This window comes from Mycobacterium sp., assembly GCF_050701675.1.
Taxonomy (GTDB): Bacteria; Actinomycetota; Actinomycetes; order Mycobacteriales; family Mycobacteriaceae; genus Mycobacterium.
In genome coordinates, this window is record NZ_JBOGDD010000586.1 from 1 (window position 1) to 22304 (window position 22304).

A 22304-nucleotide genomic window follows, 5' to 3' on the forward strand; every position below is an offset into this window, starting at 1 on the left:
ACGCCTCACCGGTCAGGATGACCACCCCGGTGTCGACGTCCTCCGGTGTGCGTCGAGCGTCGGCGTAGGCCGTGTCCAGCATCCGGCCCAACGCCACGGCGTCGATCTGCAGATCGTCGGTGTACGGGGTGAGCGCGACTTCCGACTCGAAGAGCGTGTCGCGAGCGACGACCACGTATCGGCTGGTCAAATCCTCACCGCGCCTGCGCAATCGAAGCCGGGAGAACGCCACTTGCGTCCCCGAGCTTCCGATGTCGACGCCGACGCTGTACAACGTGACGTTGTCCTGCTGCCAGATGGGGTTGTCTTCCAGCAGCTGCTCGGACTCGCCAGGGTGGTCGTGATCGGGGTCGTGACTCATGCCGGCGACGGCACCGGGGCGTCCAGCTTCGGCGGCAGATCCGCCAGTTCGGCCGCGTAGGCCTCCTCCATCCGGGGCGCCAGCCCGTTCTCGGCGAGCGCCTTGGCGAACGTGTCTCGCACCAGGGATGATTCGTCGGCGTAGTCGATCTGATCACCACCGATGCGGCGGCTGATCCACGCCTTCGGCACGCCCTGGGCGTTGCGGATGGACACCGCCTCGTGCTTGAAGGCGAGGTACCGGGCCGGCTCGGCGCCGGTGTTGAAGTGCTGATGGAACCACATGTTGGGCGGCACGATCAGCGTGCCAGGCTTCCACTCGTAGCGGCGCGGCTCCTCACCCTCGGGCCACATCAGGCTGAAGCCCTCCCCGGTGAGGATGATGACGTGCGCGCCGGGACCGTGACGATGGCCCTTCTTGTAGGTGGCGGGGGCGAACTGCGAAAGGTGGCTGTTCATCGAGCCCTTGGCCATGGAGAAGCGGATGTGCGCGCCGCCCGCCCCACGCTCCTTGGCCGACACCAGCGGCAGGTCCACCGCGTTGGCGACGAAGTTCGTCTTCAGAAGCAGGCCGTCCTGCTCGTCCTTGGGCGCGAAGTAGTCCGCTTCGCCGGCGAAACGCCCGACGAAGTCGTGGGCGGTCTCGAACACGAACTGCGCCTCGTCGTACAGGTTCATCACCGGCGGCATGTTCGTCGATGAGACGAAACGGGCCGCGCGAGTGCCTGAACCGTTGAAGTGCTGATGCCAGGTGTTGAGCGGAATCGCGAACATCGCACCGGGCCCCCACTCGAAGGTGACCCGCTTGCCTTCGTCGTTCCACACCGACGTCGACCCGTGCCCGGAGAGCACCAGGATCATCTCCTCGAACAGCTGGCGCTGTGGTGTCAGTTCCTGGCCTGCGGGGATCTCGCACACGTAGCAGTCGTTGGACGTCCGCGAGGCCTCGTGGTTGATGAAGACGCCCCGGCCTGCCCGACGGGCCCACGGCTTGAGCTCGACGGTGTTCAGGTCGGCGACGTAGTGCGCATCGATGATGTCGAGACCCTCGCTGCGGACCCATCGCACGTACGGCGAGTCCTTCTCGGTGGCGAACTTCTTCGCCAGGTCGTCCGAAACGATTGCATCCTTGGCCACGCGCATCCTCCATCGCCGTATCTTTTGACCTAATGGTATTACCAATGAGGACGGTGCTGTCAAGACCCGCCCCCGGATTTGGGGACGGGCTCGTCGGCCACTCCGCGGTACTCGCGCACCGGATTCGGTCCGGTGAGGAAGGCGCACGCATACGCCGCCGCGACCGCACCACCGACGGTCAGCGCAGTGACCGGCCCGAGCACGCCTGCCACGGCACCGATGAGGGTGTCGCCAAGTGCGGGGCCGCCGCGGGAGGACATCTGATAGAGGGCCGACACCCGGCCTCGTAGTTCGTCGGGAGTCTCCAGTTGCACTGCGGCCTGGCGGATGGTGGTCGCCATCGCGTCGAACGCCCCGATCAGGCTGCCTGCGAGCACCGCGATCCAGAACACGTGCGCCTGGGCCAGCGCGACGTTCGCCATCCCGTAGAGCGCGGTCGACCCCACCAGCACCCGGCCAAGCCGCCGCGTGCGGCCCACCACCGAGAAGACGGCATAGGTGGCCAGCAGCGCACCCGCCGACGGCGCGGCGGCCAGTATCCCATAGCCCTGCGGTCCAACGCCGAAGACGTTGGCGCACAAGGCAGGAAGCACGACCCGGTAGGCGCCGAACAGCGTTGCGGACGCGTCCAGCGACATCAGCATCCAGATGATCCTGCGGTGCCGGACGAACCGGGCGCCGTCGGTCAGCTGCTGCCACAGCGAGGTCGCCGTGCCCGCACCGTCGAGGCGGGCGACCCGCAACGTCTGCAGGATCACCACCAGTGCGGCGTAGGTGACCGCGTCCACTGCGTACATCAGTCCCGGCCCGCCGACCCCGATCAACACGCCGGCCAACGTCGGGCCCGCCAACACGGCGACCTCCCGCGACGGGTTGATCAGCGCGAACGCCTGCGGCAACCGATCGCGCGGCACCAGCGCGGGGATGAGCGCCTGGCGTGCCGGCTGGTCGAACGTGGCCGCCGCGGTGGTGAAGACCACCGACGCCAGCACCTCCCAGGCAGTGACGTGACCGGTCAGCGTCGTCACCGCCAGCGCCGCGGCGACGACCATGGCGACCGTCTGGGAGTACTGCAGCAACCGCCTGCGGTCCCAGCGGTCGGCCAGCACCCCGCCCAGGGGGCTGAGCAGCAGCAGCGCAATCGCCTGCGCAGCACCGACGAGCCCGGTCACCGCGATCGATCCGGTCAGTTGGTAGACGTGGTAGAGATTCGCCGCAACCGTTCCGCGGGTGCCGATCTGGGAGAAGACGACACCTGCCCAATACAGGTTGAAGTCGCGGCTGGTCAGGACGGCCGGGACGCGCACCCGCGATCAGTCGACCGGAACGAGCGCCAGCTTGCCCGGGTCCATCTGCATGTAGACCGCCGTCCCCGGCGCATGTGAGATGTGCGGCAGACATCGGGCCCGGACGTCGCGCTTGCCGATCGCCACGACGTGATCGACCGCGTCGCCGAGGAACGCGCGCGTGGTGACGACGCCCTCCCACGCGTTCACCGCCCCTTGCGGGCGCTCGGTGGTCAGCATCACCGCCTCGGGACGGATAGACACCACGACCTCGGTGCCCGGCATGACGTGCGCGCTCGACTGCAGCGTCAGTCGTCCGTCGCGGGTCTCCACCACGTGGGTGTCGCCGTCGCACGACGCGACGGTGCCGTCGATGAAGTTCGACGTGCCGATGAACTCCGCGACGAACTTGCTCTGCGGGCTCTGGTAGATCTCGCGTGGCTTGCCCTGCTGCACCACGACACCCTCACGGATCACCGCGATTTGCGACGACAGCGACAACGCCTCGATCTGGTCGTGGGTCACGTAGATCGAGGTGATGCCCAATTCGCGCTGCAGACGCTTGAGTTCGAAGCGCAGTGACTCCCGGAGTTTGGCGTCCAAGTTCGACAGCGGCTCGTCGAGCAGCAGCAGCGACGGCTCGATCACGATCGCCCGCGCCAGGGCCAACCGCTGCTGCTGACCGCCGGAGAGTTTGGTGGCCTGGCGGTCGGCGTACTTGAGCAGCTCCATCGTCTCGAGCACCCGGTGCACCCGTTCGGTGATCTCCCGCTTGCCGGGACGCTGTCGACGGGGGCAGACGCGCAACGGGAACGCGACGTTCTCGAAGACCGTCATGTGCGGCCAGATCGCGTAGGACTGGAACACCATCCCCAGCCCCCGCTTGTTGGCAGGCACGTTCACCTTCTTCTCCGCGCCGGGACCGGCAGCGAACAAGACGTTGCCGCCGACCGAGACGACGCCCGAATCCGGCCTCTCCAGACCGGCGATCGAGCGCAGCGTGGTCGACTTCCCGCAGCCCGACGGCCCCAGCAGGGTGAACAGCTCACCCGGCTTGACCTCGAAGCTGATGTCGTTGACGGCGAACACCCGCGCACCATCGTCGTTGGAATGTGCTGCGCCACGACGGCGTTTCTGCCGCTCTCCGTCGAAGGACTTGATCAAGTTCTGAACTTCCAACACGTCGGTTCCTTTCCAGACCCGAAATCAACCCTGTTTGAGGCCGACCTTGGCCCCCAGTTTGTAGGCGACGGTGACCAGGACGACGAGCGTCAGCACCATCACCACGCCCAGCGCGGACAACACGGTGAACTGGCCGTTCTCGAACTGCTCGAAGATCAGGATGGACAGCACCTCGTTGCCCGGGCTGTACAGCAGGATCGAACTCGACAGCTCGCGGAACGAGACCACCAGGATGTAGATCCAGCCCGCCACGATGCCCGGCATCAGCAGCGGCAGTAGCACCCGCCGGAACGTCTGCCACCAACTCGCGCCGTTGACCAAGGCGGACTCCTCGAGCTCGTTGGAGATCTGCTGCATCGACGTGACCGCATAGCGCATCCCATACGGGAGGTAGCGCGTGCAGTAGGAGATCAGCAGGATGAACAACGTCCCGTAGATCGGAATCGGGCTCCGCAGATAGACGAAGCTCAGCGCCAGGCCCATCACCAGACCCGGCACGACCAACGGCAGGAAGGCAAGTCCGTCCAAGACCTTCCGCCCGCGGATCTGGGATCGCACCACGATCCAGGCCGCGACCGCCATCAGCGCCATCACCAGCGTCGCGGAGGACACCCCGAGGATCAGGGAGTTCTTCAGCGCGGTGAGCGCACTGTCCATGTGCAGGAGTTGCCGGTAGTTGTCCAGCGTCATGGTCGAGAAGGTGTCCCTCGACGGCGGCGCGTAGAACTTCAGCAGCGAGGTGTACAGCAACACCAGCAGCGGCGCGATCACGGTCAGTACGAAGTACCCGATGATCAGCACGCCCGCGACGGGCCGCCACTTGCCGAGTTCCATTGGGCGGGGCCGGAACCCCTTCCCGGTCACCGTCTGATAGTTCTTGCTGGCCCGTCCCGCGTAGTTGGAGATCACCACGCCGATGATCGCGATCACCAGCAGACCGATGGCCAACGCCCCCGCCGCCGACAGATCTGGCGGATAGTCGCGAAGCACGAAGTAGATCCGGCTGGTGAAGACGTAGATGCCGTTCTGCAGGCCCAACAGTGCGGGTACTTCGAAGCTCTCCAGGCTGCGCACCACCATGATCAGGATCGCGGCGACGATCGCCGGACGGGCCAAGGGGACGGTGACCTTGCGGAACACCGTCCATCGGCTGGCCCCCGACATCAACGCCGACTCCTCGAGCGAGGGGTCCATGGCCCGGAACGACGCCACCATCAGCAGGAACACGATCGGAGACAGCTGCAGTCCCTCGACCCAGATCATCCCCCAGATGCTGAACACATCGATCACCGCGCGTCCGAAGATCGGCTCCAGATAGTGGTTGATCAACCCGATGTCTGGGCTGCCCAACAGGATCCAGGCGATCGTGTACAGGATCCCTGGGATCACGAGCGGGATGATCGACGCGGCGAAGAACAACGCCTTGAACGGCACGTCGGTGCGCACGTTGAGGTATGCCAGCGCGGTGCCCATCACCAGCGACACCGCCGCGGCGCCCACCGCGAACACCAGGGAGTTCTTCACCAGGCCGAAGATCTGATCGTTGCCGTAGGCACGCTCGAAGCCGGCGAAGGTCAACCCCGCTTCGTCGAAGAACGTGCCCCAGAACAGGTAGTAGAGCGGCACGATCGCCAGATACGCGATGATCAGCGTCACCACGCCGAGCGTGAGGAACTTCGGTGTCGGCAGGTAGCGTCGCCACCGGGCGGGCTGCGCGGGCCCGGGGTCGGCCGACGGCTGGGGCGTCCGTTGCAGTGGTGGCGCGGTAGTCGTCATGTGTTCACCTCGGGGACTGGGGTTTCGGCCATCGGGCAGCTGGGTGCGGACCTGGTCATTTGACCTGATCGGCCTTCTCGAGCAACGCGTCGTAACGGTCGCTCCACTGCTTCTGTTCGTTCAACAGCTTGTTGACGTCGACTGGGATCACCTCGACGCCCTCGAGCGGGTCCTTGAGCCCTTCTGGCTCGATGGACGGCGTCAAGCCCAGGTCCACGAAGACCTGCTGCCCCTCGGTGAGCAGCCAGTCCTCGAACAGCAATGCTGCGGCGGGATGCGGTGCCGACTTCATCAGTGCGACACCCTGGGGTCGGGCGATCACCGGCTGCACGAACGGCTGGTAGGCCACCGGTGCGCCCTTGTCGGCGCCGCGTTGCACCAGGTAGGTGTAATTGGAGGCGGCCACCGAAAACTGTCCGGCGGAGAGCAATTCACCCATCACCGTGTGCCCCTTGACCACCTTGGCCCCATTGGCGATGTCGGCGAAGAGCCCGTCGATCTCGCTGGTGCTCTTGCCGTGCTGCTGCCAGTACCCGTAGAGCGTCAGGTACCAGTCGTAGTCCGACAGCTCAAGGGCCACCTGGCCGTTCCACTTCGGGTCGGCGAGAGCTTCCCAGCTGGTGGGCTGGGCGCCGGCCGGTACCTTCACGGTGTTCCAGCTCGGCGCGAACAGGTTGTAGCGGCTGGCGGTCCAGTTCTCGAACTGCCCTTCGGCTCCGACCTTGTCGCGGCGCTCACCGGCGTAGGGAGCGGCCAGATGCTCCTTGTTCAACGCGGCCATCTCCAGCGCATCGGTCTCCACCACGTCGGCCCCGGGATGGTTGGCGCTCGCCTCCTGCAGGAGGCGCTGCAGCACGGTCTCGGAGGCAGCGCGGTACAGGTTGATCTTGATGCCGAACTTGTCGGTGAATGCCTTGGCGACGGCGTCGGCGACGTCACTGGTCATCGACGTGTACAGCGTGAGTTGACCTTCCGGCTTGGCGTCGGCCACCAGTCGGTCCCGGCGCTCCTGTCCCCTGAGCGCTTCGTACTGTTCGAACTTCGACGTCGCGGCCCCCGAACTTGCGACGGGGGCCGTCGGAGGGGCGCCGCACGACACCAGCGCTGCGGTGACGGCGACGGCGGTGGCGAGTCGGCCGAATCGAAATGTCATGCCTCGGGTCCTGTCTGGTCGTGGACGCCGGTGCCGTAGCGCCGGTCTCTGGGCTGTGGCCGCCGGAGCGGACCGCGGATTACTGGACTTACTGGCGCTGGCACTGCGACTCGGTGGCCCGTGGTGCGCCGCCGGGCCGCAGTACCAGCGGACTCGCTAGCGAGAGGTGTGAGCCAACTCGCCGATCTGTTCGGCCGTGTCCGACGCCGGCTCGAAGTAGTGCACCCCGTCGTAACCGAGGTGCTTGAACACCCGGTTCTGCGCATTGAACAACCGCAGCGGCGTGCCGTCGGCGGCGAAGATCTGGCACACGTGGTTCTGTGGGACGTACAGCGTGTCACCCTGCTTGACGTCGAATCGCTTCGGCTCCAATGCGATTCGGGCGTAGTACTTCTCGGCTATCTCGGCCTCGACCTCCCACTGCAGCGCGTAACCGCCGCCGGAGAGCACGTAGTAGACCTCGTCGGCCATCTTCCAGTACTTGCCGGAGTGACCTCCCGCGGGAACCTCCAGCTCGAAGGCGTCGATGCTGAAGATCCTGGCGTCGGTGCGCTCCGGCGAGGCGATCGTCCGCACCCGGCCGAGCGGAGTCTGCTCCCAGACGGTGTCGGACGGGCTGATGACCTTCTTGCGGTCCAGCACGCCGGGCGTCCAGATGTTCGACCAGTCCTCGCGCGGACCGAACGTCTCCTCGTTCTGTACCGGGCCGCTGCGACCCTGCTGGATCAGGCCCATGAACATCCACGTGCACTTGGCCTTGACGACCAGGGCCAAGGCCTTCTCGTCGTAGGGATTGAAGTGCCGGTGTACCGAGTCGGTGTGCACGAACACCAGGTCGTCGGCCGACCAGTCGTAGCGCTGGTCGTCGTGGATCTCGTACCCGCGGCCCTCGAGAATGTAGAACGCGGCCTCGTTCTGGTGACCGTGGCCGTGGTTGGAGGACTCGGGCGGCAGTTCGACGAAGTGCACCTGAATCGTCTGGGTGAGGAAGTCCTCGTCGCCGGGGCCGATCCGCCACCAGGTGCGCGACTGCTCACTGTCGCCGGAATGACCGACCTTGGCATCATCGACGACGAAGGCGTCATCCCGGACGCGCTCGACGCCAAGCTGCTGGCGTCGGAAGTCGCCAAGGCCGTACGTCTCCGAGGTCAGTCCGCGGACGAATACGCGGCCCTTCTTGCCCATGCTGTTCTCCTTCGACGTGTTCCTTGTACTAATGGTTAGACCATTGGAATCGTAAGCCACGTCACAACGCGTGTCCAGTAGCTGACGCGTGACGCCCTACCTCCGGCAACACCTGAGTCGGCGGATTGCCGCGTTGCGGCCTCAATCCCATGATTACCTCGTCGAGGGAGCGGACGTTGCACATCCGCGGAAAGACGTTCGTCATGAAGAATTCGCGCTGCTCGGGAAAGCCATGGCAGCACTCCGGTACGACCGTGATCTGAAAGTCCTTGTCACGGGCCTCGTAGGCAGTTGCGGCGATCCCTACGTGCACCGACCCACCTACTAGCACGATCGTGTCGATGTCGCGACTGCGGAGCGACAGTTCCAGATGGGTGCCGTGAAATGCCGACCAGCGGTGCTTCGGGACGTCGTAGTCGCCGGGCTGGGGTGCGATCTCGTCGAGGACCGTCAAGCCCGCCGAGCCGGACGCGTAGGGCGGGACGGTGCGGTAGGGGTTCTCAGGCCCCCATGGCCGGAACCGGCTGTCGGTGTCGGCCAACGTTCGCGCGAAGTCGGCGCCGTCGGCGCGGTGGTCGGCGCGGGCGTAGAAGATGGGGACGCCGACCGCGCGGCAGGCGCGGATCAGCCATTGCGTCGGACCTATCGAACCCGCCGCCTCGATCGGCTCCCGATAGGCGTTGAGCATGTCGAAGACGACGAGGCCGGTGCGGCGAAAGTCGTAGTGAATCATTGGAAATTGGTTGCGATCACTCATGGTCGTGGTTCCTGCCTCAGTACTGACGGTTGTTGCTGGCGAAGTCGTAGTCGGGAGCGATGGTTGACGTGAACCGCCACGAAACCGCGGGCGCTCCCATTGCGGCAGCGAACGTCGAGTGCAGCCAGGACACGATCAGCTCGAAGGTTTCGCGCGCCTGTGCCGCACGAAACCGCCCTGGCATGGTGTCGTTGAGCCATCCGTGCGGCAAATCCGGGTACATCACGAACTCATAGCTGCGGCGAGCGTCTTCGAGCAAGTCGCGGACCCGACGGACGTCCCTGACCGACATCGTGTGGTCCTTCTCCCCCCAGATCCCGAGCACCGGCGCCGCGCCTGCACGGATCAGTTCCGCGTACGGCGTCGCGCGCAGGTCGCCGATTTCGTATTCGCGTGGCTGTGCCCCGCCATAGAGCATGACCACGGCAGCGATGTCTTCCCGCATGGCGCTTGCCAAGATCCCGTAGCTCCCCGTTCGACAGATACCGACGACGGCGACGGGTGCGTTACCGACGCGGGGACCCAAGTTGCGGGCGTATGCGATTGCGGCGTCGAGGTGCCGGAGCGCCGCGGCGTCACCGATGTCCGGGAGACGCTCGTGCTCGCCGGAGAGGTCCATGTCGGCATAGAAGTCCGGTGCCACGGCGATGAATCCGAGCGCGGCGAACTTCTCGGTCAGTTCGACCGTGTGCTGCACCACCCCGTAGCGCTCGTGGCACACGATGACGACGGGAGTGGGCACGCACGAGTCGAGGCTGTCCGGCACGGCAACCCACCCGTACGAGACGGGTCCGAACGCAGTCAGCTCGTCCGGCGGAATTCGGCCAGCCGGCCCCCGTCTTTCGGCGGCCTGCAGTGGCGGGATACCTTTGGGCTCCATGCACATTCGAGGGTTTCTACCTTTCTTTCGGCTAGCGGCGTGACATTCTAGGATCCCGCCATCAGTCGGTTGTATTCATCTGCTATCTCGCTCCGATGCGCGACGAAGTCCGCGACGTCGAGATCAACCACGTCGACATCCGCCAGCGGATCGTCGGCAGTGGGCAGCGGAGGGAGCGCTCGCAGCTTCTTATCGACTGCCGCACCGTCCGGACTGAGCTGGAAGTCGAGGTAGAGCGTCGCCCCCGCCTGATGATGGGTGCCCCGCATGACGCCACCGGCGTCGTACCGCACCACCACCGGACTGACGATGTGGCCGGTTCCTGCGCCGTAGGAGACCGATGCTCCCTTGTCGGTCAGCCTGCCGATGCTCTGCGTGTAGACCGACAGAGCCACGTCGAACTGGCCCGCCGCGAGTAGCTCGGCCTGGACGGTATGCCCCTTCGCGGTCTTGGAGTTTCTGGCGATCCTCTGAAACATCCCCGTGACGTCGCTGGGTGCCATGCCGCGTTGCTGGTAGTAGCGGGAAAGAGTTGCATACCAGTCGATGTCGCTGTATTCCATGCTAATTCGACCATGCCACTTCGGATCGGTGAACCCGGCGTAGTCCGTGGGAAGTTGGTCGGGCGAGACGTTGCCGGTGTTCCAGCCGGCGACGAACGCCAGTCGGCGCACGCCCGTCCATCCAGCGGACTTCCCGGCGTCCGGCATCAGGTCCCGGTACGGCGAGCTGTAATCGCCCAACAGCCCACGCGATTGCATCGCCGCCATGTCGGTGGCGGGCGCGACGAGCAGATCGTTGCCGAGCTTCTTCGCTGTGGCTTCCTGGACGACCCGCTGCAGAACGGTCTCGGAATTGGCGTTGTAGACATTGACTCTGATGCCGTATTTCTTGCTGAAGGCGTCCGCCATCGCCTGCTCGTCGTTGAATGCCGAGTACACGGTGAGATCGCCCTCGCGTTTGGCCGCGCCGAGGAGTGCGTTCTCCCTCGCTGTCCCGGACAGTCCGTCCCAGGGCTGCTCGGCCGGTGCGGGACCGTCGTGGTTGGCATCGATGCCAGCCCCGGGTGGGCTGCCGCATCCGGCCAGCGCGGCCGCGAGTCCCAACGCGGCCAACAGCCTGACCAGTCCGGCGGGTTGCCGCAGATGCATCTACTCGGCGCCTCCTCCTTGTCGATCTTCCTTGCCGCAGAGAACAATCGGCGATGAGACGTCGCCAGCCTGTTGGCCGGCGTCATCGACGTCGGTCACGGCGGCCATCAGGTCGTCCACGGTCAACCGGTTCGGGTCGCGAGTCACTTCTTGACGCAACGTCATCGCGGACAGGACGAGTTTGCGGACCCGTCGCCCGTCCCACCCACCGCACGACGCCGCCAGCTTCGCGTGCAGACCGTCGTCATCGGCCAGGGCGGCGACACCCGGCCAGACCATGGCCAGCTCCACCAGGCTGTGCCGAATGATCCGCGCGATCGTCGTGGCGTCGGGCAGCGATAGCGCCACGGCGAGATCCGCCCTGGACAGGAACGCCTCGTCGACGGCCTCGACGAAGTTGGTCGTGGCCACGAAGACCACCCTCGGGGCTCCCGCGGCCACCGCGTCGATGCCTGCGAGCAGCGCGTCCGTGGCCCGGTGCACGTCGACCGGGTTGCTGGCGAACGACGCGCTGCTGCGCCGCACCGCAAAGCTCTCCACCTCGTCGACGAGGACGATGGTATGCGGTCGTCGGGCGGCGAGTTCGGGGATGGTGTCGGTCATCAGCAGCGTGATGTTGCGTTGGCTCTCGCCGAGCATCTCGCTGGGGAACGCGTGCGGGTCGATCTCGACGTAGGTCGTTGCGCCGTGCGGTGCGACCGCCCGCGCCGCGGCCTGCGCCAGACCCCTGGCCAGCGTGGTCTTGCCGGTTCCCGGTGGCCCCGACAGGATGATCAGGCCGTGCGGCAGCCCCGCCATCCTCGCCAGCGCGGGGCCGTGCAGCAGCGTCAGCAGCGCGTGGTTGAGCAGTCGGTCCTTCACGCCGGGCGGGGTCAGGATGTGATCCCACGGCCCGTCGTGATGATCGGCGGGCAGGGCGTGGACCGACAGCACGCCGGGTGGCAGTGCGACGGGGGTCACGGCCACGTCGGCCTGATGACTTCCGGCCAGTCGATCGTGGTGATGTCGCCGGCCTGCGCATCGCGGATGTGCTCGGGTGGCTCCTCGAAGAGCACCATGGGATCCATCAGCACCCGCATCGTGTCGAGCAGGCTGTCGAACATGTGGATCCGCACCACCTTCGCGGTCCGCTGCGGATCGTCGTTGAAGTGCTGGTGCCACAGGAAGTGGTCGACGACGATGAGATCGCCCTTCTGCCAGGGGTGTTCGATTCCACCCTCGGGTTCGGTGCCCAGGTAGCTGTGTCCGGAGCCCTCGAGGACGTACAGCCACGCTTCCCCGGCGTGGCGGTGCATCGATTGACCCCGACCCGGCCCGAGTTCGAACATCGCCATCGAGATGCCGGATGCTTGATAGCCGATGGCGCGGTCCAGCAGGAACGTGGTGCGGGTGCCGCGGGGTGTTGGCAGGAGCTCCAGTCCGTCCCAGTCGGTGTGCAGTCGGCCCGACCGTCGCGCGTTCTGATCACGGGCGAGCCTGCGCGTCCGACGGGCGTAGGGGTCGTCCCCGGATGCCTCCGCGGAGAAGCCGGGCCGAGGGGGAAGTTCGGCGACGGGCGTGGCGCCGGCGTCCTCGAGCACGGCCATCCCCATGGTCTCGAGCAGCGGTTCACTGGAGAACGACACGTAGCGCGCGACGGTGGTGCCGTCGTTGCCGCAGCGGTGCCACGACCACGCCGGCAGGTGCAGCGAATCGCCTGGGCCCCAGTCGATTCGCTGCCCGTCGATCTCGGTCCAGCCGTGTCCGGCCACGACCAGGACCATGGCGTCCCACGAATGGCGGTGGATGGTCGAGGTGACCCCTGGGTCGATCTCGTGCACGAGGGCATCCATCGAGCGAGTCGGGCGGTCACCGTCTGCGCCCACGTACACCCCGACACGGGTGCCGCGACCGGTCTCGGCAAGGACCGCGTCCTCCCGGCGGACCACCGTCTTCTGGTAGCCGCGCCACTGTTCGATGAAGTCTGCCCTGCGCTTCTTCTGCACGTGGTAGTGCGAGACGGTGGTGGTGGTGCGCGATGCCATGCACGGTCCTTTCGGCTGGGTCGATCAGCTGTGGGTCTGGCCAGTCACTCGGTGCGACGCGACCGCGGAGTCAGGACTGGCCGCCGGAATCGGTGATGCGCTTGTAGGCGTCGCTCCACTGCTTGGCGTTGTTGAGCAACTCTTCTTCGGGAACCGAGGTGGTCTCGACTCCGGCCAGTGGGTCCTCGGCGGTGGGGATCGCGCCGATGCGGTTCGCCCCGGCGATCACGGCCTGTCCGTCGGTGAGCAGGAAGTCCAGGAACAACATGGCCGCCGCCGGGTGCTTCGCCGACTTCATCAGCCCGGCGCCGTTGGGCCGCAGGACAACCGGCTCGATGGGCTTGCCAGCGGTCTTCCACGCCACCGGCGCGCCCTTCGCCGCGGCGTTGTCGACGGTGTGTGAGTAGATCGAGACCGCGGTGTCGAATTGGCCAGCGGCCAGAAGCTCACCCATCACGGTGTGCCCCTTGGCGATCTTGGCGTTGGCGGCCAGGCTGTGGAAGAGGCTCGTCACGTCGGCGTCCGACATTCCCTGCTTGGTGTAGTAGTCGTGCATCGCGGCGTACCAGTCGACATCGCCGATCTCCAGCCCGACGCGGCCCTTCCACTGCGGCCCGGCCAGCTCCTTGAGTGACTTCGGTTCGGATCCCGGCGCGACCTTGTTGGTGTTCCAGCCGACCACGAAGGCATTGAAGCGGTCCGCGGTCCAGCCGTCCTTGCGGCCCTCTGGGCGGACCTTGTCGCGCAGTTCTCCGGTATAGGGATAGAGCAGCTGCTGCTGTTGCAGCGCGTTGAGTTCGCCGGCGTTCGTCTCGATGAGATCAGCACCCTGGTACCGCGCACTGGACTCCTGCAGTACCCGCTGCAGCACGGTCTCGGAGTTGGCCCGGTAGGTCTGGACCTTGATCTTGTACTTGTCCTCGAACGCCTTCACGACGTCTTCGATGTCGGTGTTCGAGGTGTAGAGCGCGAGTTGTCCGTCCTTGGTGGCCAAGTCGCGCAGCGTCTGAGTGCGCTGATCGCCGGACAATCCGTTGATCTGGTCGTAGACCTGTTGCGCCGCAGACGAACCCGGCGCCGCGGCACCGGCGTTGTCGACGGTCGGGTTGCCGCATGCCGCGAGCAGCAGGACCAGGGCGAGTACGACGTGGATGGCCGACCGCTTCGTCATGGCACACACCTCATCATTCGGTGTTCAATGGACTGACATTTATACCTATGGTGTGATTTGTATCATGTTCGACGGCGGTTGTGAAGGGTTTTGGCGCCGACGGCCCGGACGTCCGGACCTCAGATGACGAACGCCTCGGCGGTCTCGGCGGCGAACAGCTCGGCGGGCAGGTGGCGGCGGCGCGACAATCCCTGCTCGTGGTGATAGCGCAGGAAGACCCCGAGCGCGTCCTCGTTGGCGGCGAGCCCGTAGGACCAGTAGTCCGTACCGAGCAGTTGGCGGGCCTCTTCGAGGTGCTGGATCAGCCACGGTTCCATGAATCGCAGCGCCGACGAGTCGTAGATCCGTGCGTAGGCTTGCTCGTGCGCGGTCAGAAACGCCTTGTACAGCGATTGCGCCACCCAGCGGTGCCGTTCGTAGATCTCCCTTCGGAGCACCACGACGTGCATGATCGGGAAGATGCCGGTCGCCGCGAAATACTTCTTCTCGACGGTGACGACGTCGTCGAACAACCGCTTGACCCGTGGGTCGCGGTCACGGAATGGACTGGGCACCCGCGGGGTGTGCAATGCATCGATCTCGCCGGCCGCCAACATCGCCGACAGCGTGGTGCCCACTGGGATCGGGCGGACGTCGAGACCGGTGTCCACCACGCCCTTCTCGATCCGCCCAGGCGTTTCCTGCCCTCCCGTGTAGTACGTCACCGAATCGATTGGCACGCCGTGGTGTTCGGCCAGAATGCCCCTGATCCACACGCCCGCGGTCAATTGGAGTTCCGGTGCGCCGACACACTTGCCCACCAGATCGGCCGGCGTGGCGATGCCTGCGTCGACGTTGACGTAGATTCCGCCGTGCCGGAACATCCGGGAGGTGAACACCGGCAACGCGACGAACGGTCGCGGGTCCTGGTCCAAGGTGGCGGCGTAGGTCGACAGCGACATCTCCGCAACGTCGAATTCGCGGTGCCGCAGCATGCGGAAGAACGTCTCCTCGACCGGCAGCCGCAGGTAGGTCAGGTCGATGCCGTCGGCGCGCACACTGCCGTCCTCCAGTGCGCGGGTTCGGTCGTAGTCGCCGCACGCGAGGGTCAGGTGCAACCGCGCCATCGATCAGCCCTTCTTGGCGGTCAACCGCCGGTCCAGCCGCGGGTAAGCCCTGCGGGCGTTGCACTCCAGGACCGCTCGCCGGTCGGAGTCATCGAGTCGGAGTTCTTCGACGTAGGCCAACGTGTCGTCCCACGCGACACCCGTGTCCGGGTCGGCGCCACGGACCGCACCCAGCATCTCCGAGGCGAACAGGATGCTCTCGAGGGGAATCACCCTGTGCAACAGATCAATTCCGGGCTGATGGTAGACGCAGGTGTCGAAGAAGACGTTGCGCAGCAGGTCAGCCGGATCGGGCCGGCCAAGGCGCGCCGCAAGGCCGCGGTACCGGCCCCAGTGATAGGGCACCGCCCCGCCGCCGTGCGGGATCACGAAGGTCAGCGCCGGGAACTGGTCGAACAGGTCGTGGCAGATCAACTGCATGAACACGCTCGTGTCGGCGTTGAGGTAGTGCGCACCCAGGGTGTGGAAGTTCGGGTTGCACGACGCCGAGACGTGCACCATGGCCGGCACGTCGAGCTCCACCATCACCTCGTAGAGCGGATACCAGTACGGGTCGGTCATCGGCGGGGTCGTCCAGTAACCACCGGTGGGGTCGGGGTTGACGTTGCAACCGACGAAGCCGAGCTCCTCGACGCACCGGCGCAGTTCGGCGAGCACCGGGCCCAGGTCGCCGCCGGGAGTCTGCGGCAGCTGGGCCACCGGGACGAAGGCGTCCGGATACAGCCGCGCGACGCGGTGCACCAGATCGTTGGATGCCGCAGCCCACGCGGTGGCCGTCGGCTGGTCGGGTACGTGATGTTCCATCCCGGATGCCTTCGGCGACAACATCATCAGATCGATTCCCCGCTCGCGCATGATCCGCAGCTGGTGGTGTTCGACGCTGTCGCGAATCTCGTCGTCGCCGATGTGGGCGGCACTGGGTGGCTGGCGGCCCGGATCGCCAAGGGCGGCCAATTGCGCGTCGCGGAAACCCTGATGCGCCTGCGGGGCGGTGGTGTAGTGACCGTGGACGTCGATGATCACCGGCCGGCGTCCTCGTAGTCGACGTACCGCAGCCCGAGGCCTGCGAGGTCGGCGCGCATGTCGTGGACGTCGAGGCTGAGCTCACCGCGCCGATAGCGTTCCCTGGTCCGGGCCTCCCGCTCCTCCCGGAGCCGGGCCGCGGCGAGCACGTTCGGCGCGTCGGCCCGCGGCACGACCACGACGCCGTCGTCGTCACCGACCACCACGTCGCCGGGTTCGACCGTGGCGCCTGCGCACGTAACCGCCACGTTGACCGACCCGAGTCGCTTCTTGACGGTGCCCTGTGCGGATACGCACTTGGACCAGACCGGAAACTGCATCGTGGTCAGCTCGGCAACGTCGCGGCAGCCGGCGTCGATCACCAGTCCGCGCACGCCGCGGGCGGCCAGCGCGGTAGCCAGAAGTTCGCCGAAGTAGCCGTGCTGCGAGGGGGTTTCGGTGGCGACGACCAGAACGTCACCCACCCCGCACTGCTCCACGGCGACGTGGATCATCCAGTTGTCGTCGGGCGGCACGCTGACCGTGACGGCCGTCCCGCACACTCGCGCCCCGGTGTAGATGGGCGTGATGTAGGGGTCGAGAAGGCCGGCGCGACCCTGAGCCTCGTGAATGGTCGCGACGCCGAACGCGCCGAGCCCGTCGCGGATGGCCGGATCGGCCCGGCGTGGGTTTCGTACGACGATGGACATTCTCAGGAGTCCCTTCCCAGCCACGGCATCAACGAGATGTGGATGACGCCCTCTTCGTCGGTGTCGCCTGCCAGCGCCCGGATCGCGTGGTCCACCTGGTCCAAGCCGAACTGGTGGGTGCTGAGTCGCTGCAGCGGGAACCGGCCGGAGGACAACTGCTGCAGTGCCAGTTCGCAGGCCCGGTAGCTGTGGCCCCTTGCGCTCTTGATCGTGATGGCCTTCTCCGTGAGCCGCTTGATGGGGAAGTCGGGGAAGGCGGCGAGCTCGCCCTGGATCAGCAGGGTGCCCTCGCGCCGCTTGAGGACGTCGATGCCGAGCAGCACGGGTTTGGTGCCGGCTCGCGAGGTGCAGTCGAGTACGAAGTCCACTCCCCTGCCCCCGGTGGCGTCCATGACCCGTAGATGGGGATCCTCGCGCTCGACGTCGATCGCTTCGTCGGCGCCGAGATCGAGAGCGAGGTCCAGCCGGGCCCGGTCGCGGGTCGTTCCGGTGATGAAGATCTTCGATGCGCCCGCCTGCTTGCAGGCCACCACTTGAGCCAGGCCCTGCTGGCCGGGGCCCTCGATCAGGACGGTGTCGGCGTAACCCACTCCGGCGGCGAGCAACGCCCATTCGATGCCATTGGACAGGGGTGTGACGAGCCCGGCGAGCTCGGCGGTGACACCGTCGGGCACCTTGTGCAGCACCGCATTCCACGGCAGGTACATGTACTGCGAGAAGCCGCCCCACAGGGTGCCCTGGTGCTCGGAGGACGTGTAGCCGTACCTGCGGGCGTCGGCGTTGGTCCGCCAGTCCGTCGCCTCACAGTGGCGGTACTCGCCGATGCGGCACCATTCGCAGTTGTAGCAACCCACGTAGTGCTCCACGAAGACGCGGTCGCCCTCGGCGACGCCGTGCAATTGCCTGAACCTCGCACCCGCGGCGGCGATGGTGCCGACGTTCTCGTGTCCCATGATCACTGGCCCCTCGAATGGCGGCGTGCGATACATCTTGACGTCCGTACCGCAGATTCCCGCGACCTCGACCTTCAACAGCGCTGCGTCATCCGATAATTCAGGCATCGGAAGCGCACGCAGCTCGGTCGTACTCGGCGCCGTCCGCACCGCGGCGAGGACACTTTCAACCATCTGTCACCCCTTGGGGACTCATCGGACCGGAAACGCGAACCGTTGGCATTATGGTCATGCCAATATACCATCGGGTCAATCGATGCCACCAGAGGACGGGAGACCGAAATGTCCGAGCAGGACCGCGTATTGAGTACCGTCATCCGCGCGCAGGGCGCGACCCAACCGCTCATCGAGGGCACCATCGAACCCGCCGGCTTCTCGCTGGCCATTCAGGACGTACCCGTCTTGATCGACGGATTCCGCAGGATGGTGCGCACACTGGAGTTCGACGTGTGCGAGATGTCGGTGACGACCTACCTCGCCGCACGTGAGCACGGCGTCGCCTTCACCGCGCTTCCGGTCTTCCTGATGCGCGGCTTTCATCACGGCGCGATCCGCTACAACACCAAGTCGGGCATCAGCACGCCGCGCGACCTGGAGGGCCGCCGCGTCGGGGTGAACCGCGGATACACCGTCACCACGGGGGTCTGGGCCAGGGGCATCCTGGCCGGCGAGTACGGCGTGGACCTCGAGCGCGTCACCTGGGTGCTCTCCGGCGACGAGCACGTCCAGACCTACCTGCCCCCGGACAACACCGAACCCGCCCGCCCGGGTACGGACCTGGCCGCCTTGCTCGTCGAAGGGGAGATCGACGCAGTCATCGGGGTGGACGTCGAACACCCCGACGTCGCCCCGCTGATCGACGACCCAGAGGAGGCGGCGCTGACGGCGCTGCGCCAGCGTGACTTCTACCCGATCAACCACCTCACCGTCGTCAAGGACGCCGTCCTACGACGACATCCGGAGGCGGCGTCGGCCCTGTTCGATGCATTCGCCGAGGCCAAGCGTCGCTACGTGGACCGGCTTCGGGCCGGGGAGGTGTCCACGGCGATGGACCGCAGGTATGCCAGGGTGCTGCAGGCCACTGGCGCCGACCCCCTGCCCTACGGCGTCGAGCCAAACCGGGCGATGCTCGAAGAGATCATCGGATACGCACTCTCGCAGCACATTCTGACCAGCTCGGTCGAGGTCGACGAGATGTTCGCGCCTGCCACCGCGGCCAGGATCGCCTGAGCTGCTCAGGCGCCAACGGCGTGCGCGACGATCAGGTCCCGCAGCGCGACCGCCGGGTTCGCCGCCGCTTCTGGGGAGATCGTGGCGCCCTGCGCGAGCGCCTTGCGTACCGCCATGTAGTCGCCGGGGGCGTTGACCGAATCAGCGGCCAACAGCTTGCCGTCGCGGTAGTAGAGCACCGAGAAACTCTCCGCGTCGACGTCGCCGCGCGCCACGCAGTGATCGTGCCCGACCGAGAGGCCCGCGATTTGAAGCTTGAGATCGTACTGATCGGACCAGAACCAGGGCACCGGGTCGGTCGGCTCGCGCCGTCCCGACACGGTCGCCGCGGCCGCCTTGGCCTGGCTGATGGCGTTCTGCACCGATTCCAGCCGCACCAGGCCCAGGCCGGTCAACGGATTGGGTTGCACCGTGCAGTCTCCCGCGGCGACGACGGTCGGATTGCTGGTGCGCGCGAATGCGTCGACCACGATGCCACCGGAGGTCTCCAAGTTCAGTTGCCGAGCCAGCTCGATACACGGCTCGACACCGATTCCCACGATCACGACGTCGGCGGGGATCCGGCTGCCGTCGGAGAGTTGCACCGCGCCGACCCTGTTGCCGCTGCCGCCGAGCGAGACCACCTGCGCATCAAGGCGCACGTCGACACCCCGGCGGGTGTGGGCGGCGCGGTAGAACTCCGAAACCACCGGCGCCACCGCACGCCCGATCAGTCGGTGGGAGGCTTCCAGCACGGTGACCGACTTGCCTTGCGCGCGAGCCACTGCCGCCGCTTCGAGGCCGATGAAGCCACCGCCGATCACCACCACCGACTCGGCGTCGCACTGCAACGCCCGCAGCGTCGTCGCGTCGTCAGCGGTGCGCAGATAGGTGACTCCGTCACGGTCCGCGCCGGGCACCGTCAGCCGGCGTGGGCGCGCGCCGACGGTCAGCGCCAACCTGTCGAAGCTGAACTCGCGCCCACTGGCGGTGCGCGCGAATCCCGACGGCCCGCCCGCCTCGAGCGCGAGCCGGTCGACGCGCTCTCCCGTGACCAGGTCGACATCCAGGTTCGCGAGAACCTCCGGCGTGCGTAGCCACAGCTGCTCGAGAGCGGTGTCGCCCTTCAGAAACGCCTTCGACAGCGGCGGTCGCTGGTAGGGAACGTGCGGTTCCTCGCCGATCAGGGTGATCGGCGACGTGTGACCCGTACCGCGCAGGGACACGGCCAGTTGCAGACCGGCTTGGCTGGCGCCGACGATCAGCGTGCCTGCCTGCGCGTTCACTGCTCCTCCGGAACGCGCACCACCAGGCCGTCGAGATCCTCGGTGAGTGGAATCTGGCAAGACAGCCGGCTGGTGTCCCGCCGGTCGGCCGCGACTCCCAGATCGAGTAGATCGTCCTCCATGTCGCCTGCTCCCCCGACGGCTGCGGTGAAGTCATCGTCGACGTAGACGTGGCAGGTGGCGCAGCTGCAGTTGCCGCCGCATTCGCCGGTGATGCCCGGAACCCCATTGCGCACAGCGGCGGCCATGACCGACTCGCCGAGCATCGCGTCCACGGCGCGTTCGGTTCCGTCGAGGGCGATGAAGATGACCTTCGGCATGCGTCTCCCCTTGTTGGTATTACCATTGGACCTTAGCGTTGATCACGGCCTTACCTCAAGCCCTACGCCCAAGACGGGTATTGGCCTTATGGTCTGCTGTCATACCATGCTAGGTTCGCTTCCACGACCGCTCGAGGAGGGGCAGATGCGCATCGCGATCGCCGCCGACCACAACGCCCTTGCGATGAAGGACCACCTGACGGCATGGCTCGCGCAGCGCAGCCACGATGTCGCCGATCGCGGTGTGCACCCAGGCTCCGGGATCGTCGACTACCCGCCCTTGTGTGCCGACGTCGCCTCCCGGGTCACCGGCGGGCACGCCGACTTCGGCCTGATCGTCGGGGGCTCTGGATGTGGCGAGCAGATCGCCGCCAACAAGGTCCCCGGCATCCGGGCGGCGCTGTGCCACTGCGTCTTCACCGCCGAGATCGCACGGGCGCACAACGACGCCAACGTCCTGGTGATGGGAGCCAAGGTGGTCGCTCCCGACCTGGCGACGCGCATCCTCGAGGTGTGGCTGAGCACCCGGTTCAAGGGTGGACGCCATCAGCTCAGGCTCGACCAGATCGCCGCACTGGAGCGGGGCGAGTCACTGACGTGAGTACCTCGCCCCGACCCTGGTGACCGGGTCCTGTTGCCGCTGCGCCACGGCGAGCGCCTACTGCGGAAGCCGCCGAGGCTCGACGTCCGCCGCCGATGCCACTCGTGGTGCGCCTCCTGCGGAATCCCGTTCGGCCTCGGCATGTAGGAAGCGCCCGTGGGTCTCGGGCAGCATCGCCAGGCCGATGAACGCGATCACCATCAGCGCGGAGATGACCGTGGTCGCCATGCCGATACTGCCGTCGAACCACCCCGTCGCGATCGCCCCAGCGACGAGTGGGCCTGCGGCCGTGAACAACCGGCCGATGCTGTTGGTGACCGCCATCGCCGACGCCCGTACCGACGGGCCGAACACCTCTGGGAAGTACACCGCCGTGCCCGATAGCACCCCGAAGACCCCGAACCCGACCACGGGCAGCAACCACATGTACATGGCGTAGGAGTCGGCGAACGGGTAGAGCACGCACACCGCGCCGAGCCCGATCACCAGGCTCATCACGAACGTGTTCTTCCTGCCGATCTTGTCGGCGATGAAACCCCAAGTGGCGTAGCCAATTATGCCGCCGATGTTCAGCATTGCAGTACCCCATGCGACGGCGGTGACCACCGCCGCGTCACTCAGGCCGTCGCCGGCGACGACGGCGCGGATGTTCTGCGGCGTCCACGTGCTCACGCCCCAGAAGGCGAACAGCGCGCCTACACAGATCAGGGTGCACGCCACCGTCGTCTTCAGCATCGGAGGGGTGAACAGCTGGGTCAGGACGAACCGGTCGGCGCCCTGTTTGGGGGCGCCCGCGGCGCGTTCGGTACGGCGTCTGGCCCTGGCGGCCTTCACCGCGGCCATGGACTCCGGCTCGTGCACGTTGCGCCGGATGAAGAGCACCAGCAGTGCCGGGATGAGTCCGAGCGCCATGGTCCACCGCCACCCCAGGTGACCGACGAAGTTGTACGCGACGGCGGCCAACAGCGCACCGAACGCCAACCCGGACATCATCACTCCACTGGCCTTGGCCCGGTGCCTGCTGCTCGCCCACGCCTCCGCCACCAGTGCCGCAC

22 protein-coding genes are annotated in these 22304 nt (G+C 66.6%); 2 read left to right on the top strand and 20 right to left on the bottom strand.

Features of this window, described 5'->3' with window-relative positions; genetic code table 11:
* From ACRDUX_RS17875 to ACRDUX_RS17955, 17 genes are all read right to left on the bottom strand, one after another.
* The coding region (locus tag ACRDUX_RS17875; protein WP_526415356.1) for an ethanolamine ammonia-lyase reactivating factor EutA at positions 1-361 on the bottom strand (361 nt) is incomplete at its 3' end.
* The gene (locus ACRDUX_RS17880) at positions 358-1497 is read right to left on the bottom strand and encodes a cupin domain-containing protein (protein ID WP_526415357.1); all 1140 of its coding nucleotides are present in this window, start codon (positions 1495-1497) and stop codon (positions 358-360) included. The genes ACRDUX_RS17875 and ACRDUX_RS17880, both read right to left, overlap by 4 nt.
* A 59-nt stretch (positions 1498-1556) precedes the next feature.
* Complete coding sequence (locus ACRDUX_RS17885) at positions 1557-2804, bottom strand: MFS transporter (RefSeq protein WP_526415358.1); 1248 nt, start codon at positions 2802-2804, stop codon at positions 1557-1559.
* A gap of 6 nt (positions 2805-2810) precedes the next feature.
* The gene (locus tag ACRDUX_RS17890) at positions 2811-3965 is read right to left on the bottom strand and encodes an ABC transporter ATP-binding protein (RefSeq protein ID WP_526415359.1); all 1155 of its coding nucleotides are present in this window, start codon (positions 3963-3965) and stop codon (positions 2811-2813) included.
* Positions 3966-3989: 24 nt separating this feature from the next.
* A complete protein-coding gene (locus ACRDUX_RS17895; RefSeq protein ID WP_526415360.1) occupies positions 3990-5741 on the bottom strand; it encodes an ABC transporter permease in 1752 nt (583 codons plus the stop codon).
* Positions 5742-5796: 55 nt separating this feature from the next.
* Positions 5797-6894, bottom strand: a complete 1098-nt coding sequence (locus ACRDUX_RS17900; protein WP_526415361.1) for an extracellular solute-binding protein — start codon at positions 6892-6894, stop codon at positions 5797-5799.
* Between the two features lie 156 nt (positions 6895-7050).
* Positions 7051-8079, bottom strand: a complete 1029-nt coding sequence (locus ACRDUX_RS17905; protein WP_526415362.1) for a cupin domain-containing protein — start codon at positions 8077-8079, stop codon at positions 7051-7053.
* Between the two features lie 61 nt (positions 8080-8140).
* Positions 8141-8836, bottom strand: a complete 696-nt coding sequence (locus tag ACRDUX_RS17910; protein ID WP_526415363.1) for a cysteine hydrolase family protein — start codon at positions 8834-8836, stop codon at positions 8141-8143.
* Between the two features lie 16 nt (positions 8837-8852).
* Positions 8853-9602: a dienelactone hydrolase family protein gene (locus ACRDUX_RS17915; protein ID WP_526415364.1), complete on the bottom strand. Its 750-nt coding sequence runs from the start codon at positions 9600-9602 to the stop codon at positions 8853-8855.
* A gap of 161 nt (positions 9603-9763) precedes the next feature.
* Positions 9764-10867: an extracellular solute-binding protein gene (locus tag ACRDUX_RS17920; RefSeq protein WP_526415365.1), complete on the bottom strand. Its 1104-nt coding sequence runs from the start codon at positions 10865-10867 to the stop codon at positions 9764-9766.
* Positions 10868-11833, bottom strand: a complete 966-nt coding sequence (locus ACRDUX_RS17925) for an AAA family ATPase (RefSeq protein WP_526415366.1) — start codon at positions 11831-11833, stop codon at positions 10868-10870.
* The gene (locus ACRDUX_RS17930; RefSeq protein ID WP_526415367.1) at positions 11824-12891 is read right to left on the bottom strand and encodes a cupin domain-containing protein; all 1068 of its coding nucleotides are present in this window, start codon (positions 12889-12891) and stop codon (positions 11824-11826) included. The genes ACRDUX_RS17925 and ACRDUX_RS17930 overlap by 10 nt, the downstream gene beginning before the upstream one ends.
* A gap of 70 nt (positions 12892-12961) precedes the next feature.
* Positions 12962-14062, bottom strand: coding sequence for an extracellular solute-binding protein (locus ACRDUX_RS17935; protein ID WP_526415368.1), 1101 nt, complete (start codon positions 14060-14062; stop codon positions 12962-12964).
* Between the two features lie 119 nt (positions 14063-14181).
* On the bottom strand, positions 14182-15168 hold the full coding sequence (locus tag ACRDUX_RS17940) for a substrate-binding domain-containing protein (protein ID WP_526415369.1): 987 nt from the start codon (positions 15166-15168) through the stop codon (positions 14182-14184).
* Between the two features lie 3 nt (positions 15169-15171).
* On the bottom strand, positions 15172-16191 hold the full coding sequence (locus ACRDUX_RS17945) for an amidohydrolase family protein (protein ID WP_526415370.1): 1020 nt from the start codon (positions 16189-16191) through the stop codon (positions 15172-15174).
* Positions 16188-16880, bottom strand: a complete 693-nt coding sequence (locus ACRDUX_RS17950) for a 4-carboxy-4-hydroxy-2-oxoadipate aldolase/oxaloacetate decarboxylase (RefSeq protein ID WP_526415371.1) — start codon at positions 16878-16880, stop codon at positions 16188-16190. The genes ACRDUX_RS17945 and ACRDUX_RS17950 overlap by 4 nt, the downstream gene beginning before the upstream one ends.
* Positions 16881-16882: 2 nt before the next feature.
* Positions 16883-18007 carry a zinc-dependent alcohol dehydrogenase gene (locus ACRDUX_RS17955; RefSeq protein WP_526415372.1) on the bottom strand — a complete coding sequence of 375 codons (1125 nt, stop codon included), beginning with the start codon at positions 18005-18007 and terminating at the stop codon, positions 16883-16885.
* A 108-nt stretch (positions 18008-18115) separates the two neighbouring features.
* Between ACRDUX_RS17955 and ACRDUX_RS17960 the strand changes: the two genes are divergently transcribed.
* Positions 18116-19063 carry a substrate-binding domain-containing protein gene (locus tag ACRDUX_RS17960; RefSeq protein WP_526415373.1) on the top strand — a complete coding sequence of 316 codons (948 nt, stop codon included), beginning with the start codon at positions 18116-18118 and terminating at the stop codon, positions 19061-19063.
* A 5-nt stretch (positions 19064-19068) separates the two neighbouring features.
* Here the strand turns inward: ACRDUX_RS17960 and ACRDUX_RS17965 are convergent, their stop codons facing one another.
* Positions 19069-20328: an NAD(P)/FAD-dependent oxidoreductase gene (locus tag ACRDUX_RS17965; protein WP_526415374.1), complete on the bottom strand. Its 1260-nt coding sequence runs from the start codon at positions 20326-20328 to the stop codon at positions 19069-19071.
* Positions 20325-20648: a 2Fe-2S iron-sulfur cluster-binding protein gene (locus ACRDUX_RS17970; protein WP_526415375.1), complete on the bottom strand. Its 324-nt coding sequence runs from the start codon at positions 20646-20648 to the stop codon at positions 20325-20327. The genes ACRDUX_RS17965 and ACRDUX_RS17970 overlap by 4 nt, the downstream gene beginning before the upstream one ends.
* Before the next feature lie 145 nt (positions 20649-20793).
* Between ACRDUX_RS17970 and ACRDUX_RS17975 the strand changes: the two genes are divergently transcribed.
* Positions 20794-21249: an RpiB/LacA/LacB family sugar-phosphate isomerase gene (locus ACRDUX_RS17975; RefSeq protein WP_526415376.1), complete on the top strand. Its 456-nt coding sequence runs from the start codon at positions 20794-20796 to the stop codon at positions 21247-21249.
* A 57-nt stretch (positions 21250-21306) separates the two neighbouring features.
* Here ACRDUX_RS17975 and ACRDUX_RS17980 read toward each other — a convergent pair.
* A partial coding sequence (locus ACRDUX_RS17980; RefSeq protein WP_526415377.1) for an MFS transporter occupies positions 21307-22304 on the bottom strand: 998 nt, incomplete at its 5' end.

Coding starts and splice junctions, on each gene's coding strand:
- ACRDUX_RS17940 (WP_526415369.1), bottom strand. CDS start 15,168: ATGGCGCGGTTGCACCTGACCCTCGCGTGCGGCGACTACGACCGAACC.
- ACRDUX_RS17975 (WP_526415376.1), top strand. CDS start 20,794: ATGCGCATCGCGATCGCCGCCGACCACAACGCCCTTGCGATGAAGGAC.
- ACRDUX_RS17955 (WP_526415372.1), bottom strand. CDS start 18,007: ATGGTTGAAAGTGTCCTCGCCGCGGTGCGGACGGCGCCGAGTACGACC.
- ACRDUX_RS17910 (WP_526415363.1), bottom strand. CDS start 8,836: ATGAGTGATCGCAACCAATTTCCAATGATTCACTACGACTTTCGCCGC.
- ACRDUX_RS17970 (WP_526415375.1), bottom strand. CDS start 20,648: ATGCCGAAGGTCATCTTCATCGCCCTCGACGGAACCGAACGCGCCGTG.
- ACRDUX_RS17900 (WP_526415361.1), bottom strand. CDS start 6,894: ATGACATTTCGATTCGGCCGACTCGCCACCGCCGTCGCCGTCACCGCA.
- ACRDUX_RS17920 (WP_526415365.1), bottom strand. CDS start 10,867: ATGCATCTGCGGCAACCCGCCGGACTGGTCAGGCTGTTGGCCGCGTTG.
- ACRDUX_RS17935 (WP_526415368.1), bottom strand. CDS start 14,062: ATGACGAAGCGGTCGGCCATCCACGTCGTACTCGCCCTGGTCCTGCTG.
- ACRDUX_RS17905 (WP_526415362.1), bottom strand. CDS start 8,079: ATGGGCAAGAAGGGCCGCGTATTCGTCCGCGGACTGACCTCGGAGACG.
- ACRDUX_RS17960 (WP_526415373.1), top strand. CDS start 18,116: ATGTCCGAGCAGGACCGCGTATTGAGTACCGTCATCCGCGCGCAGGGC.
- ACRDUX_RS17895 (WP_526415360.1), bottom strand. CDS start 5,741: ATGACGACTACCGCGCCACCACTGCAACGGACGCCCCAGCCGTCGGCC.
- ACRDUX_RS17950 (WP_526415371.1), bottom strand. CDS start 16,880: ATGTCCATCGTCGTACGAAACCCACGCCGGGCCGATCCGGCCATCCGC.
- ACRDUX_RS17930 (WP_526415367.1), bottom strand. CDS start 12,891: ATGGCATCGCGCACCACCACCACCGTCTCGCACTACCACGTGCAGAAG.